The sequence below is a fragment of the Paracoccus sp. PAMC 22219 genome (assembly GCF_000787695.1).
Lineage (GTDB): Bacteria > Pseudomonadota > Alphaproteobacteria > Rhodobacterales > Rhodobacteraceae > Paracoccus.
The window spans coordinates 1-16806 of sequence record NZ_BBPH01000022.1 but is presented as its reverse complement, the minus strand read 5'-3'; the positions used below and the strand labels follow the sequence as shown (position 1 = coordinate 16806).

Below are 16806 nucleotides of genomic sequence, written 5' to 3'. Positions count from 1 at the left end.
CTACATCTCGGCCACGCGCGACAGGCGGTCCTGGACCATGCCGCTGATGCGCGCCAGGTCGGTCGCCAGCGCGTGCCCGGCGTTGTAGTCGCGCGCCAGCGCCGTGGCCGCAGCCTCCAGCGCGGGGTCGTGGGCGGACCGCGCCACCCCGGCCAGGAAGCGGGCGATATAGTCGATCTCGGTCGTGTCATGGGCGCTGGACAGCACCTCGGCCACATGGGCCAGGTCGTCGCGCAGGCCAGACGGGTCGGGCTGGATCACGTCGTCGGGCAGGGCGCGCAGCGTCATGGCACCGGTATCGGCAGGCAGCACCCGCAGGATGGCCTGCTGAAACACCGCCAGGCTCTCGACCGGCTTGGGCAGGAAGCCGTCCGCACCCGCCGCCAGCGCCTCGGACGCGCGGTCGGGGTCGCCGGACATCGCCAGGATCACCGGCACCCGCAGCTCGGCCGCGTGCAGTTCGGCAATCAGCGCGACCCCGTCGCCATCCGGCAGGCCCAGGTCGATCACCACCACCGCGGGGCGATAGCTGCGCAGATGGCGCGCCGCGGACCGCAGGCAATCCGCGCGGCGAATCCGCGCACCGGACTTGAGACACAACAGCCGCACGGCCTCGCTGGCAAAGCGCGAATCCTCGATCACCAGCACGGTCAGGCCGGTCAGCGGTCGGTTGGGCAGCGACAAACGCCATTGCGGCAAGGGCTTGGGCGTGTCGGCCGTGATATCCGTCAGCATGTCTGTGTCCCCATCCACGTCTTCACCCTCAGTTAAGCCGCGATTCGCTAAGAACCGGTTAACGGCGATGCTTTTCCTTTCCCGCCGACGCGCAAACCCTTAGAACCCCACAAAACGGAGGATGTGACGATGATCGGTCGCCTGAACCATGTCGCCATTGCCGTCCCCGACCTGCAGGCGGCGGCGGCACAGTACCAGACCACCCTGGGGGCCACCGTGGGCCCGCCCCAGGACGAACCCGACCACGGCGTCACCGTCGTCTTCATCGAGCTGCCGAACACCAAGATCGAGCTTTTGTACCCCTTGGGCGACGACAGCCCGATCCGCGGTTTCCTGGACAAGAACCCGTCGGGCGGCATCCATCACATGTGCTTCGAGGTGGATGACATCATCGCCGCGCGCGACCACATGAAGACACAAGGCGCCCGCGTGCTGGGCACCGGAGAGCCGAAGATCGGCGCCCATGGCAAGCCCGTGCTGTTCCTGCACCCCAAGGATTTCAACGGCTGCCTGATCGAACTGGAGCAAATCTGATGAACCTGACCGGCGGTATCGTTCTGTTCGCTTCCCTGTGGTTCCTGACCCTGTTCTGCGTCATGCCGATCGGGCAGCGCAGTCAGGCCGATGCCGGAGAGGTCATCCCCGGCACCCATGCGGGCGCGCCGTCGGGCATCAACTGGCGGCGCAAGCTGATCTGGACCACGGCCATCACCAGCGCGATGTGGGCGGTGCTGGCCTGGATCATCCTGGGCGGCGTGATCACGCGCGCGGATATCTCGAACCTGGATCAGTGGATCCGCTGATCATCTGGAACAGGTGGGTAAAGGCGGCGGCCGCCAGCAGCGGCACCGCGATGTTGACCACCGGGATGACCAGACCGATCGCGACCAGCACGCCCGTCACGGTCACGCGGGCCGAATGCGCGCGGCGCAGGTCGCTGGCCGGGCCTTCGTCCAGGTGGCGGCGGGCGGCCATCTGAAAGAACTCGCGCCCCAGCAGCCAACCGTTCGCGCCGAGGAACAGCAGGGGCGCGAAGGGGCCGATGAACGGCGTCAGGATCAGGCTGACCACCAGAACGCCCAGCACGGCCAGCACGACCGCCACCGATTCCAGCAGCCCGTCGAAGAAATCCAGCGACGTGCCGCGACGGTTCGGGTAGTGGATCGCCTCGACCTTTTCGGCGACGGTTTCCGCAAACAGGCCCGCAAAGCCGGCGGCGACCGGGGCCATCAGGAAGATCCCCATCACCGGAAACAGCGCCAGCGACCCCCAGGACAGCACCTGCCCGAATTCGATCTGGCCCAGCCAAGGCAGGGTGACCCCGCCCGGCAGCCACAGCCGCAGCGCCCAGAAGATCGCCGCCTGCAGCGCCACGAACAGCACCAGCGTCAGCCCGATGCCCAGCAGCACCAGCCGCAGCACCGACGGGCGCAGCAGGTCGGCCCAACCCCGCAGCAGCGCGCGGACGGGCATCATGGCAGCCACCGGGTCTTGGCCATGACATCGGGGCGGGGACGTTCGGGCGGCGGCGCGCCGCGCGTGCCGATATGGACCAGCCCTGCGACGCGTTCATGCGCCGCGATGCCCAGATGCGCCTGCGCGAAATCCTGGTTCAGCGCCGCGAACCCGGTCAGCCACGCGGCAGCCCAGCCAGATGCCAGCGCTGCGTTCACCAACCCCAGGCACAGCGCGCCCGTCGACAGGACCTGCTCCCATTCGGGCACCTTGGCACTGTCGACCGGCGAATACACCACCGCCACGATCACCGGCGACGCCATGGCCGAGGCCGCCTTGTCCGCCGCCGCCTGATCCTGCCCCGCCGCCAAGACCGCATCGCGCAGGGTCGGGGCCAGCGCATCCAGCGTCTGCCGGCCCAGCACGATGAAACGCCACGGCTCCAGCTTGCCGTGATCGGGAACGCGGGCCGCCAGCGTCAGCAGCTCGGCCAGCTGATCGCGGTCCGGGCCCGGACCGATCATCATCTTGGGCGGGTGTGACCGGCGGGTGGCCAGAAACTGCAGGGCGGCGTCGTTGCGGTGGTCCATGCGGATCTCCTGTAGGGTCGGGGGCGGTGTCTCATGAACCGGTCGCGGCCCGCAAGCACGCGGTCAGCCTTCCTTTTCGATCCGGTAATTGCCTTCGGGCAGGTTCAGCGCCAGACGCAGTTCGGTCAGCTGATGCATGGACAGGGTGATGCGGACGACCTCTTCGCCGTCGTCGCTCATCTGTTCCAGAATCACCCGGTCGTCAAAACCCAGAATGACGACGTCCTCGTTCAGGGGGCGCGTCTGGGCCTCGGCCTCGTCGATCAGGGTGATCACGGTCGCGTCGAAGTCGTGTTCGATGGTGAACATCCGAATCTCCTTGGGAAAGGCCCGACAATCGCGTGAAAGGGGGCCTGCGGCAAGCGGTCGGGGTTTACGCCGGACGGGCAGGGGGTATTCTGCGCCCTCAGGATCGCGCCGACGCGGGGCGTCGCAACAGGGCAGGAACGATGGGACAGATGATCGCGCGCAGCTGGCTGGCAGGGTTGATCGCGGCGTTGGCCGTCGCGGGCTGTGCACCGTTGCCCGCCCCCGGCGTCGGCACCGCACCGGCGCCCGTCCAGCAGGGACCGGCCCTGCCGGCCCCTTCGGCCCCACATGCGGCGACGCCCGACGGGGCCGCGCGGAGCTTTGTTCAGGTCATGCGCCGGATGGAGCCCGCGGTCCGCCAAGACTGCCTGAACCGCCGCACCGCGCCGATCAGCTGTGATTTCATCTTCGTCGTCGACGACCGGCCGGGGTTGGAGCCGAACGCCTTCCAGACCGTCGACCGCAACGGACGCCCGGTGGTGGGCTTTACCCTGTCGCTGATCGCGCAGACGCAGAACCCCGACGAAATCGCGTTCGTCGTGGGTCACGAGGCCGCGCACCACATCCTGAACCACCTGGACCGCAAGTCGGGCGCGGCCACCGCCGCGGCCGTGGTTCTGGGCAGCCTGGCCTCCGCCTATGGCGGCGACACCGGCGCCATCGCTCGCGCGCAGGAGATCGGCGCATCGGTCGGCGCGCGCTACTACTCCAAGGAGTGGGAGCTGGAGGCCGACTATCTGGGCGCGATCATTACCCTGAACGCCGGCTATGATCCGATCAGCGGGTCAGGCCTGTTCCAGCGCATCCCGGACCCCGGAAACCACGTTCTGGGCACCCACCCGGCGCGGGCGCAGCGGCTGGCGCAGGTGCGTCGCGCCGTGGCCGACGTGCAGGCCGGGCGCATCCGCTGAGCGCGGATCGGGTTGTGCCTGCGCCGCAACGCGACAACCTCTGGCTGCAACAAAATTCAGGCTATGAAAGGAAAAAGCTGGCATGTCGGCGGTTTTCTGCTTTAGTCGCCATAGGTTCGCACAAGACAGATCCTTGAATTGATACCATCCGGCGCTTCGGCGCTTTTTCTATGAAGGGGCGCCCATGATCGGGGTTGTCGTATGGAGCAGCGGGTCGCGTGAAAAGGCGATCATCTGGTGCGAAGATCAAGCAACGCTGGCCTATCTGCAGGGAACCGCGAATTTCGCCGGTCCCGGCGAATGGCCCCAGCCTGGCGATCTGGTCGAACTGGAAACTCAGACCGTCGGCAATCTGCGCCATGCGCTGAATGTGACGATGCTGTCGGAAAAGACCTGTCTGCAACTGCCGCGAATCCTGGCCGATGCGCAGCAGGCTCCGCGTCCGGCCCTGCGGGTGGTGGCGCATCAGGATACGTTTCCGGGCGGGTCCGTGCCGTCGGCGACCCGCCGTCCGGCCACGACCTATGCGCGACCCCGCAGCGGGGCCGCGCGCTAGGGGCGATCAGGCGCCGCGCGACAGCGCGGCGACCCCGGTGCGCGCCAGATCGGTCAGGCCCAACGGGCGCATCAGATCGGCGAATGCCTCCAGCTTGGACGGCGTGCCGACCAGTTCGAAGACAAAGCTCTCCAGCGTCGAATCGACCACGTTCGCGCGAAAGATCTCGGCGATTCGCAGGGCCTCGACGCGCTTGTCGCCCGTGCCGCGCACCTTGAACAGGCCCAGCTCGCGTTCCACCACCGGACCCTCGACGGTCAGGTCATGCACCTCGTGGACGACCACGATTCGGCCCAGCTGCGCCTTGATCTGTTCGATCACCGCGGGCGTGCCGCGCGTCACCACCGTGATGCGCGACCGGTGGCCAGTATGGTCGACCTCGGCCACGGTCAGGCTGTCGATATTATAGCCGCGGCCCGCGAACAGGCCGATCACGCGCGCCAGCACGCCGGGCTCGTTCTCGACCAGGACAGCCAAGGTGTGGCTTTCCTCGATGGGCGAATGCGGGTCGCGCAGGTCATAGGCCGAATGGCTGGACATGCCCTTCTGGATGTTCAAAGCGTTCATGGTTCTGCTCTTTCTCAGGCCGGTCTCAGACCAGCACCGCGCCTTCGGATTCGATCACGCCCAGGGTCTCGGCCTCGCCCAGCAGCATCTCGTTATGCGGCTTGCCCGAAGGGATCATCGGGAAGCAGTTCTCGTGCTTCTCGACCAGCACGTCCAGGATGAAGGGACCGTCATAGTCGATCATCTGCTGGATCGCGGCATCCAGATCCTTGGGGTCGCGCACCTGCGCGCCCTTGCAGCCGAATGCCTCGGCCAACTTGACGAAATCGGGCAAGCTGTCAGACCAGGACTGGCTGTAACGTTCGCCATGCAGCAGCTGCTGCCATTGGCGCACCATGCCAAGCGTTCGTTGTTCAGGATGAACTGCTTGACCGGCAGGCGGAACTGCACCGCGGTGCCCATCTCCTGCATGTTCATCAGCCAGCTGGCATCGCCCGCGACGTTGATGACCAGCGCCTCGGGGTGCGCCATCTGCACGCCGATCGACGCCGGCAGGCCATAACCCATCGTGCCCAGACCGCCCGATGTCATCCAGCGGTTCGGTCCTTCGAAGCCCAGATACTGTGCGGCCCACATCTGATGCTGGCCGACCTCGGTGGTGATATAGCGGTCGTGGTTCTTGGTCAGCGCCTCAAGGCGTTCCAGCGCGTGCTGCGGCTTGATGATCGTGTCGCTGCCCCGATAGGCCAGGCATTTCTTGGCGCGCCATTCGGCGATCTGGCCCCACCACTGCTTCAGCGCCGGGCTGTTCGTCTTGCGGCCGCGCGACTTCCAGACCTTCAGCAGATCCTCCAATACATGGCCCACGTCGCCGACGATCGGCACGTCGACGCGCACGACCTTGTTGATCGAGGAGGGGTCGATATCGATATGCGCCTTGACCGAGCCGGGGCTGAAATCCGCGATCCGCCCGGTGATCCGGTCGTCAAAGCGCGCGCCGATGTTGATCATCAGATCGCAGCCGTGCATCGCCAGGTTGGCCTCATAGGTGCCGTGCATGCCCAGCATGCCCAGCCACTTGTCGCCCGACGCCGGATAGCAGCCCAACCCCATCAGGGTCGAGGTCACGGGGAATCCCGTTGCCTCGGCCAGTTCGCGCAGCAGCTGGCTGGCGCCGGGACCGGAGTTGATGACACCGCCACCGGTATACAGGATCGGGCGTTCGGCCTGTTCCATCAGCTCGACCAGACGCGTGATCGCGCCCAGATCGCCCTTTTTCGTCGGGTTGTAGCGGCCATTGTCGACCTGCTTGGGTCCGACATAGGTGCCGGTCGCGAACTGCACATCCTTGGGAATGTCGATCAGGACCGGACCGGGGCGACCGGAGGTGGCGACGTGAAAGCCCTTGTGGATCGTCGCGGCCAGCTTGTCCGTGTCCTTGACCAGCCAGTTGTGCTTGGTGCAGGGGCGGGTGATGCCGACCGTGTCGGCCTCCTGGAACCCGTCGGTGCCGATCATGAAGGTCGGGACCTGGCCCGACAGCACGACCAGCGGGATCGAATCCAGCAGCGCATCGGTCAGGCCGGTCACCGCGTTCGTGGCCCCCGGACCCGAGGTGACCAGCACGACGCCCGGCTTGCCCGTGGCGCGGGCATAGCCCTCGGCCATGTGGACGGCGCCCTGTTCGTGGCGGACCAGGACATGGGTGATGTCGTTCTGCTGAAAGATCTCGTCATAGATGGGTAGCACGGCCCCGCCCGGATAGCCGAATACGGTATCGACGCCCTGATCGCGCAGCGCCTCGACCACCATTCTCGCACCCGTCATTGTTCGGGACATCGTCTTGCTCCATCCATCAAAAACACCTGCAAGGCGCACCATTTGCAGCCCCGCGTCGGCGCAACCTAGGGTCAGGCTCCGACAGGGTCAATGGCATTTGGTGGAGAAAGTGACGCAGGGGCGGCGTAAATTGAAACTTTATTTCGCGGTTTGGCCGACGCTATCGGTCGAATTGCGGCAGGGCGATGCGGGCGACCTGTTCGACGATGGGATCGACCGACAGGGGGTGCGCCTCGTTCGAATGATCCTCGGGGTTGCCGATATCCTGCCACACGCCGCCCTTGTAGATCTCCAGCGCGCTGAAGCGGGCCTTGTAGTCCATCTTGCGGCTGCCGGGCACCCAATAGCCCAGATAGACATAGGGCAGGCCCGCGGCGCGCGCGATCTCGATATGGTCCAGAATGATATAGGTGCCCATGCTGGCCGGCCGCAGCAGCGGGTCATAGAAGCTGTAGACAAGGCTCAGCCCGTCATCCAGCACGTCGGTCAGGCAGACCCCGGCCAGATGATCGTCGCCCTGCGCCAGCACCGGCATCGCATCGTCGCTGCAGCGGTATTCGATGACGCGGGTCTTGACAGGCGTCTCCTCTATCATCGCGGCGAACTCGAAGATGTCCATGTCCGCCATACCGCCATCCGCGTGGCGGCTGTCCAGATAACGGCGGAACAGTTCGAACTGATCCTCGGTCGCCCAGGCACTGGTGGCCAGGCGGCGCAGGGCACCGTTGCGGGTGGTGATGCGGCGCTGCGTCTTGGAGGGGTGGAAATCCGCGACCCGGATGCGCGCCGACATGCAGGCCACGCAGCTTTCGCAGCTGGGCCGGTACAGCACGTTCTGGGACCGCCGGAAACCCTGCCGCGACAGCGCGTTGTTCAGTTCGGCGGCGTTGTCCCCCTGCAGTGCGGTGAACAGCTTTCGTTCGGCGCGGCCGTGCAGATACGGGCAGGGCTGGGGCGCGGTCACATAGAACTGTGGCGCATGGGGCAACGTATGGCGCATCAGGTGCGCCCCTTGCAGCATCTGGTCAGGTCGCGACTGATCATGCGGGCGCGGAAGGTTCCATATCGCGGGTTGGTATGCGCGAAAGCCTAGCAACGATTTCCCGGCAGGCCAAGCGGGGAAAGCAGCGCGCCGGACGGTTCCGTCCGACATGGTTTACCGCGCGTTGCGTTGACGGGCCGGGGCGGCCCCGGCAAGGTGGCGCGCATGAGCTTTCAGACCCGCATCACCCGCCTTCCGCTGCCCGTCGACGCCGCCCGTGGGGCGGATGTCGCGGCGCTGTTCCCGACCCTGTCCGACCGGATGCGCGACCTGATCGCGGGTACTGCGGGCAGCAGCCCCTATCTGGCAGGCCTGCTGCGGTCCGAGGCCGACTGGCTGCCCGATGCGCTGGACCACGACGATGTCGTCGCGCGCGAGACGCAGGGCCTGCAATCGCTGGACGCGGACGCGCTTGGCGTGGCCTTGCGCCGGGCCAAGCGGCGGGTGGCGCTGCTGGCGGCGCTGGCCGATCTGGGCGGGGTCTGGTCACTGGAGCAGGTGACGGGCGCGCTGTCCGACCTGGCCGACCGCGCCGTCGACCTGGCCCTGCGCGTTCATGTCGCGACCGAGATCCGGCGCGGCAAGCTGCCCGCCACCACCGCCGATGCGGGCGGCATCTTCGCGCTGGCGATGGGGAAGGGCGGCGCACGAGAGCTGAACTACAGTTCCGACATAGACCTGATCGTGCTGTTCGACGAGACCGCCTACGCCGAGGCCGACCAGATGGAGGCCCGCGCCGCCCTGATCCGTGCCACGCGGCGGATGGCCGCGACCCTGTCTGACGTGACCGACCACGGCTATGTCTTTCGCACCGACCTGCGGCTGCGGCCCGATGCGGCAGTGACGCCGGTCTGCATCTCGACCGCCGCGGCGCTGGCCTATTACGAGGCCGAGGGGCGGACCTGGGAACGCGCGGCCTTCATCAAGGCGCGCGCGGCGGCGGGCGACATCGCCGCGGGCGAACGCCTGCTGCGCGAATTGCGTCCCTTTGTCTGGCGCAAGCATCTGGATTTCGCGGCCATCCAGGACGCCCATGACATGCGGCTGCGCATCCGCGACCACAAGGGTCTGGGCGGGCGGCTGGAGGTGGCGGGCCACAACCTGAAGCTTGGCCGCGGCGGCATCCGCGAGATCGAGTTCTTTACCCAGACCCGTCAGCTGATCGCGGGCGGGCGCGACCGCGACCTGCAATGCCGCGACACGGTCGGCGGGCTGGCCGCGCTGGCGGCCAAGAACTGGATCCCCCGGGACGTCGCCGACGAACTGACGGCGCATTACCGCGAACATCGCGACATCGAACACCGTATCCAGATGGTGAATGACGCCCAGACCCACAGCCTGCCCAAGGACGATCAGGGCCTGACCACCATCGCCGCCCTGATGGGCGAGCCCGATGCCGATGCGTGGTGCGCCCGACTGAAATCGCGGTTGGAACGCGTGCATGCGCTGACCGAGCGTTTCTTCGCCCCGTCCGAGCCGACCGACACCGTTCCCGACCTGTCCGACGAATCGCGGGCGGTGATCCAGGCTGGCAGACCTATCCGGCGCTGCGGTCCGACCGCGCGCGCCAGATCTTTCACCGGATCGAGGCGCCGCTTCTGTCGCGCATGGCCCGCGCCGGCCACCCGGCCGAGGCGCTGGCCCGGTTCGACAGCGTCCTGTCCGGGCTGCCTGCGGGGGTCCAGCTGTTTTCCCTGTTCGAGGCCAATCCCCAGCTGATCGACCTGATCGTCGACATCTGCGGCACCGCGCCCGCGCTGGCCGCCTACCTGGCGCGCCACCCGTCGGTCCTGGACGGCGTGCTGGCGGGCAGCTTCTTCGCGCCATGGCCCGCCGAGGCGGGTCTGGTGGCGGAGCTGGACGCGGTCCTGCAGCGCGCGCTGACCCAGCCCGGCGGCGGTTATGAACGCGCGCTGGATGCGGCGCGCCGGTGGGCGCATGAATGGCAGTTCCGCATCGGCGTCCATCACCTGCGCGGCCTGATCGGCGCGGACGAGGCCGCGGTGCAATACGCCGACCTTGCCGGCGCTGCGTGGCGGCGCTGCTGCCGGTGACGGCCGCCGATTTCGCCCGCCGCCACGGCCCGCCGCCGGGGCGGGGCGCGGTGGTCGTGGGCATGGGCTCTCTGGGTGCGCGGGTGCTGAACGCGGGGTCGGATCTGGACCTGATCGTGATCTATGACGCGGACGGGGTCGACGCATCCGATGGGCCGCGCCCGCTGGCCGCGCGCCCCTATTACGCGCGCCTGACACAGGCGATGGTCACCGCCCTGTCCGCCCCCACCGCCGAAGGCCGCCTCTACGAGGTCGACATGCGGCTGCGCCCGTCGGGGCGGCAGGGGCCGGTGGCGACCTCCATCGACAGTTTCGGCACCTATCAGATGACCGAGGCCTGGACGTGGGAGCATCTGGCCCTGACCCGTGCCCGCTGCGTGGCGCAGATCGGTCCCGACGCGGAGACGCTGTGCCAGCAGATCGAGGCCCTGCGTCTGCAGGTCCTGACCGAACGCGGCACCGACCCCCGGGTGCTGCCCGACACCGGCCAGATGCGCGACCGCCTGTTCGCGGCCAAGCCGCCGGGCGGGGTCTTCGACGTGCGTCAGGGGGCCGGGCGGCTGCAGGACATCGACCTGCTGGCGCAAAGCTGTGCGCTGCGGGCGGGCGATCCGGCGCGGTCGACGCTGGCGCAGCTTCGCGCGGGTCGCAGGGCAGGCCTGCTGTCCGCGGAACAGGCGGACCGTCTGTCGTCGATCTGGCGGGGGTTGTGGCGCGTGCATGCCGCCGCCCGCCTGCTGACCGACAGGCCGCTGGACATGGACGAGATCGGACGCGGCGGCCAGGACTTCCTGCTGCGCGAGGTCGAGGCGGACAGCCCGCAGGCCCTGCGCGACCGTCTGGTTCGGGATTTCGACACGGTGCAGGCCATCGTCGAAGAACGATTGTCCGGCGACACCCCGCCCGGCTAGCCGCTGGCGGCGCGATCCTGGGGAAAGCGCATGGATTCGGGTTCGACGGTCGGGGCATCGATTTGCCCGACGCGGGCGTGTCCCGCGCTGGCCTGCAGGTCTGCCGCGACCTCGGCCAGGGACCGGCCGCCAATCTGGCCCAGGACCGGGATCGACACCATGCCCGGCGCCAGCGGGATCTCGGGCGCGTCACCGGCCTCGACGAACAGGCCGTGGGCGGTCTTGTCCCAGTAAAAGGGCTTGGCCACGACTTCGTAGATGGCCTTCCATCCCGCCAGGCAGCCAAGCGGGTAATAGAAATGCAGCGTCGGAACCCACGGCATCAGGTGGCGATGTTTCGCGCCGCTGACCGCGCGCATGCCGACAAAGATGCTCAGCGCCTCGGAGGCGACGAACAGACCGAACAGGCCGGCGATCGCCCAGGATCCGACGCTGGTCTCCAGCGGCGCGCGCAGGGGATGCGGCAGGCCAAAGGTCAGCAGCCAGAAGCTCCACAGGATCGGCGCCAGCAGGTATTGCGACAGCGCGCCCAGGAACTGGACCTGAAAGCCCCAGAACCGCCACGCCCCCAGATCGCGATAGAGCGCTGCCGGATCGCGCATGTGCACGGCCCAAGTCATCGCGTAACCCTTGAGCCAGCGGGACCGCTGCTTGACCCAAGGCAGGGCGCGACAGTTGGCCTCCTCGTCGGTGGTCGTCTCGATGATCTCTGTCCGATAGCCGCGGCGCGCCAGACGGACGCCCAGATCGGCATCCTCGGTCACGTTCCACGCGTCCCAGGCACCGACCTGTTCCAGCAGATCGCGGCGAAAGAACAACGTGGTGCCGCCCAGGGGCACGATCAGCCCAAGCCGCGCCACCCCCGGCAAAAGAATGCGGAACCAGCCTGCGTATTCGATGGTGAAACACCGTGCCAGCCAATTGGTGCGCGGGTTGTAATAATCCAGCGCCCCCTGCAGGCAGGCGACGTCCGCCGGGGCGAAATGGAACCGCCGCGCGACCTTGTGCAGCTGATCGGGGTCGGGGCGATCCTCGGCGTCCCAGATGCCCACGATCTGCCCGCGGCAAAAATTCAGCGCATAGTTCAGCGCCCGGGGTTTGGTCTTGATCGGCCCGTCCGGCACCCGCACGACGCGGATCCAGTGCGGCAGGCGCACGCCGTCCAGCGCGGCCTCGGTGATCTCGTCGCTGGCCTCGATCACCAGCAGGATGTCGGTCAGCTCTCGGGGATAGTCCAACCGGGCCAGCCGCGCGACCAGCTTGCCCGCCACGTCGTCTTCGTGAAACAGCGGCACCATGACCGATATCAGCGGCAGCGCGGTTTCCATTTGCGGGGGGACCAAATGCCCCTGCCGAACGGCCAGCGCATGTTCGTCCTGTTCGCGCACCGCACGCCGCGCCGCCAGGAACGAGGCCAGCTTCAGCCCGCTCTGCGTCACCAGGGTCAGCACCGCCCAAAAGGTCAGCAGTCCCACGATCACCGTCGGAATCAGGACCAGCCCCGCCCCGGTCAGGGCCAGCGCCGCGATCGCCAGGCGTGCGGTGCGGGCCTGGTTCTGAGTGCGGCAGCTTTCGATGGCGGGGACGCGGGTCTCCGCCTCGCGGATCAGGCGGGTGCGGCGCGAATTCAGCACCCCGCCCTGGGCCTGGTCGGCGCTGCACAGCAGCATGCGGACTTGGCCGAACTGGCGCGGCAGCAGGGGCAGCACGGCCGCAAAATCATCGGGCCGCGCGGTTGCGATCCAGGTCACCCCGCCGATTCGCCGCCAGGGCAGCAGCCCGTGCGTCAGGCAGAACCCGGCGCCCGCATCGTCGATCAGCCGCGGATCGGCGGGCGTCACGTCGGGGTCGATCGCGGTGGTGCGCCATTGGCGCGACAGCGCGCGGGCCAGGGCTGACGGCTGGACCATTCCTTGGGCCAGCAGAACCTGGTCCAGCCGAATGCGCAGCCTTTGCTGGATCACCGTCGCCTTGAGCAGGTCGCCCGCATCGACCGCCCCATCCTCCAGCAGGATCTGCCCAAGCGACCGACGGTCGCGCGGGGCCAGCGTCGGCCCGCACAGGACCGCACTGCCGGCGGTCGCCGGATCGGGCAGGTTGGCAGGCCGGGGCAGGGGGGCAGGCTGCGCCATGGTCGTTTCCCATCAGGATCGACCCGTCTTGGAACGTCATGCGTTAACAGAAGATTAAGCGATCCCGTGCGACCGGTAAAAACTGGTCGCACGGGGGCATTTCACCGTCAGGCGCGGCGTGCGCGCATCGAATCGGTGAACCGCTTGAACAGGTACAGACTGTCCTGCGGCCCGGGGGACGCCTCGGGGTGGTGCTGGACCGAGAAGACCGGCTTGTCCTGCATGCGGATGCCGCAGTTGCTGCCGTCGAACAGGCTGACATGAGTCTCGATCACGCCGACAGGCAGGCTTTGCGAATCGACCGCAAAGCCGTGGTTCATCGAGGTGATCTCGACCTTGCCGGTCTCCACGTCGCGCACGGGATGGTTCGCGCCGTGATGGCCGTGGCTCATCTTGACGGTCTTGGCGCCAAGCGCCAGCGCCAGCATCTGGTGACCCAGGCAGATGCCAAAGATCGGCATGTCACGGCCCAGCAGGTCCTGAATCATCGGCACGGCATAGGCGCCGGTCGCGGCCGGATCGCCGGGGCCGTTGGACAGGAACACGCCCTCGGGCTCATGCGCCATCACCTCGGCCGCGGTGGCGGTGGCCGGCAGGACGGTGACATCGGCCCCGAACGCCACAAGCGAGCGCAGGATGTTGCGTTTCGCGCCGTAGTCCAGCGCCACGACCTTGAACGGCCGGTCGCCGGGCGCGGTGCCAAAGCCCGTGCCCCATTCCCATGCGCCCTGGTCCCAACGATAGCTTTGGGCGCAGCTGACGCCGCGGGCCAGGTCCAGCCCGACCAGACCCGGCCAGTCGCGGGCGCGGGCGATCATGGCCTCGATGTTGAAATTGCCGTCGGGGTCATGGGCCAGCACGACGTGCGGCGCGCCCTGTTGGCGGATCGCGCGGGTCAGGCGGCGGGTGTCGACGCCGCCGATGCCGATGCGGCCGCGGCGCGCCATCCAGTCGGTCAGTTCCGACGTGCTGCGCCAGTTCGACGGCTCTGTCGGGTCCCACCGCACGACGATGCCGCTGGCGACCGGGTCGGGTGCCTCGTCATCCTCTTCGGTGACGCCGGTGTTGCCGATATGGGGGAAGGTGAAGGTCACGATCTGGCTGGCATAGGAGGGATCAGTCATGATCTCCTGGTAGCCGGTCATCGCGGTGTTGAAGACCAGTTCGGCGACGACTTCGCCGGGGGCGCCGAAGCCCATGCCATAGAAGACGGTCCCGTCGGCAAGCGCCAGGCACGCGGTCGGTTTAGCAGCCATGTCGGCACCTCTGGAATGAAATCAGGCGGTGAATAGGGGGCGCGCGCCCCAAGGTCAACCCGCAGCGGTCCGGGGGCCGCGCTTGAAACACGGACCGCGGGGGGCTAGATGCGGTTCTTTCGGGCGCATCCCGCGCCTTGGGTTGGAGACGAAGATGGATCTGCGCGCCAAGCTGCAAGCCGCCACGAAAGAGGCGATGAAGGCCCGCGACAGCGCCCGGCTGTCGACGCTGCGCCTGATCGCCGCCGCCGTCAAGGACCGCGAGATCGCCGCGCGCGGCGGCGACACCGACGGCACCCTGACCGAGGGCGACCTGGTCCTGATCCTGTCGCGCATGGTCAAGCAGCGCCAGGAATCGGCCAGTGCCTATGAGGAGGGCGGCCGTCTGGAACTGGCCGCCAAGGAAGAGGACGAGATCGGCGTGATCCAGGAATTCCTGCCCCGCCCGATGGACGCCACCGAGACGACCGCCGCGATCGATGCCGCCATCGCCGATCTGGGCGCCGAGGGCATCCGCGACATGGGTCGCGTGATGGCCGCGCTGAAGGAACGCCATGCCGGACAGATGGATTTTGGCGCCGTGGGTCCGGCGGTCAAGGCGCGCCTGCTGGCCTGAAACCGCCCCGGCGGATCAGGCGTTGTGCGGGCAGGAGGTGACCCCATGCCCGCACGATCCAAAGCCCAGCAACGCGCCGCCGGCGCCGCCCTGTCCGCCAAGCGCGGCGAAACAAAGGTCTGCGACCTGCAGGGCGCGTCCAAGGACATGTATCACAGCATGACCGAGGCCGAGCTGGAAGACTTTGCCGCGACCGACCACGACGGCCTGCCCGACCGCGCCGACGACGACTAGCGCAGGCGCGCCAGCCGCCGCATCAGCTCGTCGCACAGGGTGCGGCGTTCGTCGGGGGTTAGGAACGCGCCCAGCTCGATCTCGCGCTGGCCGTCCGACAGGGTCAGATAGGCCTCGACTGGTCCGTTGCGCAGGCCGGGGCGCACCCAATAGCTGTTGGTCTGCCACAGGCGTTCCGGGCGACCCGGATCATTGCGCCGGATCTGCAGGTGGGTGCGGTCCATGACCAGCTCCTCGCGCGTCTGGCCGGTGCGATAGGTCTGGCGCAGGGCGATCCAGACGCCCCCCACCGTCAGCGCCATGAACGGCAGCAGCCCCCACAGCACCTGCGTGCCAAGCACCGCCAGGATCGGCAGCAGCAGCAGCACGGCCGTGATGCCGATGAACCACACGAAGCCCCGCTTGGGCAGAGATCGGTGCGGCCACAGGATCACGGTTTGCAAAAAGGCCCCGGACGTGTCCGGGGCCGTTTCTGTCCAACGATATGGCATCGAGGATGTGCCTTCAGTGGGCCGGGCTGCGGTCCCAGTCCTCGCGCTTGGGCAGCTGCTCGAACGTGTGCTCGGGCGGGGGCGAGGGCAAGGTCCATTCCAGCGTGTCGGCGTACTCGTTCCAGTAGTTGTTCTGGGTGACGCGCTTGCCGGCCAAGAGGGTGTAGAACACCACGCCGATGAAGAACACGAAGGAGGTGAAGGACAGATAGGCGCCCCACGAGCTGATCGCGTTCCAGAATGCGTACTCGACCGGATAGTCGATGTAGCGGCGCGGCATGCCCTGACGTCCCAGGAAGTGCTGCGGGAAGAAGGTCATGTTCGAACCGATGAACATCGCCCAGAAGTGCAGCTTGCCGGCCCATTCCGGGTACTGGCGACCCGACATCTTGCCGATCCAGTAATAGACGCCGGCAAAGATCGCGAAGACCGCACCAAGCGACATCACATAGTGGAAGTGCGCCACGACGTAGTAGGTGTCATGATACACGCGGTCCAGCGGCGCCTGGCTGAGCACCACGCCGGTCACGCCGCCGACGGTGAACAGGAACAGGAAGCCGAAGGCCCAGAGCATCGGCGTCTTGAACTCGACCGAGCCGCCCCACATCGTCGCGATCCACGAGAACACCTTGATGCCCGTGGGCACGGCGATGGTCATGGTGGCCAGCATGAAATAGCTCTGCTGGGTCAGCGACATCCCGACGGTGTACATGTGGTGCGCCCACACGACAAAGCCCAGGATCCCGATCGCGGCCATCGCCAGGACCATCGGCAGGTAACCGAAGATCGGCTTGCGCGAGAAGGTCGCGATGACGTGGCTGATGATGCCAAAGCCGGGCAGGATGATGATGTACACTTCCGGGTGGCCGAAGAACCACAGGATGTGCTGGTACAGCACCGGGTCGCCGCCGCCGGCCGGGTTGAAGAAGTTCGTGCCGAAGTTGCGATCCATCAGCAGCATGGTGATGGCGCCGGCCAGAACGGGCAGGGCCAGCAGGATCAGCCAGGCAGTGATGAACACCGACCAGGCGAACAGCGGCACCTTGAACAGGGTCATGCCGGGGGCGCGCATGTTCAGGAAGGTGGTGATGATATTGATCGCGCCGACGATCGACGAGGCGCCCGAAACGTGCACCGCAAAGATCGCGAGGTCGGTCGAATACCCGCC

The 16806-nt window shown here is 67.5% G+C and carries 16 protein-coding genes and 2 pseudogenes; 7 read left to right on the top strand and 11 right to left on the bottom strand.

The window, feature by feature from the left end:
- On the bottom strand, nt 1-735 hold the full coding sequence (locus TY51_RS03860) for a response regulator (RefSeq protein WP_081994695.1): 735 nt from the start codon (nt 733-735) through the stop codon (nt 1-3).
- 129 nt (nt 736-864) lie between these two features.
- Between TY51_RS03860 and mce the strand changes: the two genes are divergently transcribed.
- Together mce and TY51_RS03850 are read left to right on the top strand one after the other, a co-directional pair.
- The gene (mce, locus tag TY51_RS03855) at nt 865-1269 is read left to right on the top strand and encodes a methylmalonyl-CoA epimerase (RefSeq protein WP_042246072.1); all 405 of its coding nucleotides are present in this window, start codon (nt 865-867) and stop codon (nt 1267-1269) included.
- A complete protein-coding gene (locus TY51_RS03850; RefSeq protein ID WP_042246069.1) occupies nt 1269-1538 on the top strand; it encodes a DUF1467 family protein in 270 nt (89 codons plus the stop codon). Before mce ends, TY51_RS03850 begins: the two co-directional genes overlap by 1 nt.
- Here TY51_RS03850 and TY51_RS03845 read toward each other — a convergent pair.
- From TY51_RS03845 to TY51_RS03835, 3 genes are all read right to left on the bottom strand, one after another.
- Nucleotides 1495-2211, bottom strand: coding sequence for an EI24 domain-containing protein (locus tag TY51_RS03845; RefSeq protein ID WP_231558898.1), 717 nt, complete (start codon nt 2209-2211; stop codon nt 1495-1497). The genes TY51_RS03850 and TY51_RS03845 overlap by 44 nt on opposite strands.
- On the bottom strand, nt 2208-2780 hold the full coding sequence (locus TY51_RS03840) for a nitroreductase family protein (protein ID WP_042246066.1): 573 nt from the start codon (nt 2778-2780) through the stop codon (nt 2208-2210). The genes TY51_RS03845 and TY51_RS03840 overlap by 4 nt, the downstream gene beginning before the upstream one ends.
- A 63-nt stretch (nt 2781-2843) precedes the next feature.
- Entirely contained in the window at nt 2844-3089 is a 246-nt protein-coding gene (locus TY51_RS03835; RefSeq protein ID WP_042246064.1) for a hypothetical protein, read from the bottom strand.
- A gap of 140 nt (nt 3090-3229) precedes the next feature.
- Between TY51_RS03835 and TY51_RS03830 the strand changes: the two genes are divergently transcribed.
- Nucleotides 3230-4000, top strand: a complete 771-nt coding sequence (locus TY51_RS03830) for a M48 family metalloprotease (protein ID WP_052649743.1) — start codon at nt 3230-3232, stop codon at nt 3998-4000.
- A gap of 184 nt (nt 4001-4184) precedes the next feature.
- Nucleotides 4185-4556 carry a hypothetical protein gene (locus tag TY51_RS03825; RefSeq protein WP_156117867.1) on the top strand — a complete coding sequence of 124 codons (372 nt, stop codon included), beginning with the start codon at nt 4185-4187 and terminating at the stop codon, nt 4554-4556.
- A gap of 6 nt (nt 4557-4562) precedes the next feature.
- Here TY51_RS03825 and ilvN read toward each other — a convergent pair whose 3' ends face one another.
- The 3 genes and pseudogenes from ilvN to TY51_RS03810 form a co-directional block, all read right to left on the bottom strand.
- Nucleotides 4563-5123 carry an acetolactate synthase small subunit gene (gene ilvN / locus TY51_RS03820; RefSeq protein ID WP_042246061.1) on the bottom strand — a complete coding sequence of 187 codons (561 nt, stop codon included), beginning with the start codon at nt 5121-5123 and terminating at the stop codon, nt 4563-4565.
- Nucleotides 5124-5148: 25 nt separating this feature from the next.
- Nucleotides 5149-6902, bottom strand: a pseudogene (locus TY51_RS03815) (acetolactate synthase 3 large subunit).
- A 160-nt stretch (nt 6903-7062) separates the two neighbouring features.
- Nucleotides 7063-7902, bottom strand: coding sequence for an arginyltransferase (locus TY51_RS03810; protein WP_042246223.1), 840 nt, complete (start codon nt 7900-7902; stop codon nt 7063-7065).
- A gap of 207 nt (nt 7903-8109) precedes the next feature.
- On the opposite strand from TY51_RS03810, the pseudogene TY51_RS03805 reads away from it, so the two are divergent.
- Nucleotides 8110-10909: pseudogene (locus TY51_RS03805) on the top strand (glutamine-synthetase adenylyltransferase).
- Here the strand turns inward: TY51_RS03805 and TY51_RS03800 are convergent.
- Together TY51_RS03800 and carA are read right to left on the bottom strand one after the other, a co-directional pair.
- The gene (locus TY51_RS03800; protein WP_052649740.1) at nt 10906-13041 is read right to left on the bottom strand and encodes a glycosyltransferase; all 2136 of its coding nucleotides are present in this window, start codon (nt 13039-13041) and stop codon (nt 10906-10908) included. The pseudogene TY51_RS03805 and the gene TY51_RS03800 sit on opposite strands and share 4 nt — an antisense overlap.
- 107 nt (nt 13042-13148) lie before the next feature.
- Entirely contained in the window at nt 13149-14297 is a 1149-nt protein-coding gene (gene carA / locus TY51_RS03795; RefSeq protein ID WP_042246059.1) for a glutamine-hydrolyzing carbamoyl-phosphate synthase small subunit, read from the bottom strand.
- Between the two features lie 154 nt (nt 14298-14451).
- Between carA and TY51_RS03790 the strand changes: the two genes are divergently transcribed.
- Both TY51_RS03790 and TY51_RS03785 read left to right on the top strand, forming a co-directional pair.
- Nucleotides 14452-14913, top strand: a complete 462-nt coding sequence (locus TY51_RS03790) for a GatB/YqeY domain-containing protein (protein ID WP_042246217.1) — start codon at nt 14452-14454, stop codon at nt 14911-14913.
- A gap of 45 nt (nt 14914-14958) precedes the next feature.
- Entirely contained in the window at nt 14959-15147 is a 189-nt protein-coding gene (locus TY51_RS03785; RefSeq protein WP_042246056.1) for a DUF3008 family protein, read from the top strand.
- Here TY51_RS03785 and TY51_RS03780 read toward each other — a convergent pair.
- Both TY51_RS03780 and TY51_RS03775 read right to left on the bottom strand, forming a co-directional pair.
- A complete protein-coding gene (locus tag TY51_RS03780) occupies nt 15144-15638 on the bottom strand; it encodes a DUF2244 domain-containing protein (protein WP_042246054.1) in 495 nt (164 codons plus the stop codon). The two genes, TY51_RS03785 and TY51_RS03780, sit on opposite strands and share 4 nt — an antisense overlap.
- A 13-nt stretch (nt 15639-15651) precedes the next feature.
- A partial coding sequence (locus TY51_RS03775) for a cbb3-type cytochrome c oxidase subunit I (RefSeq protein WP_042246052.1) occupies nt 15652-16806 on the bottom strand: 1155 nt, incomplete at its 5' end.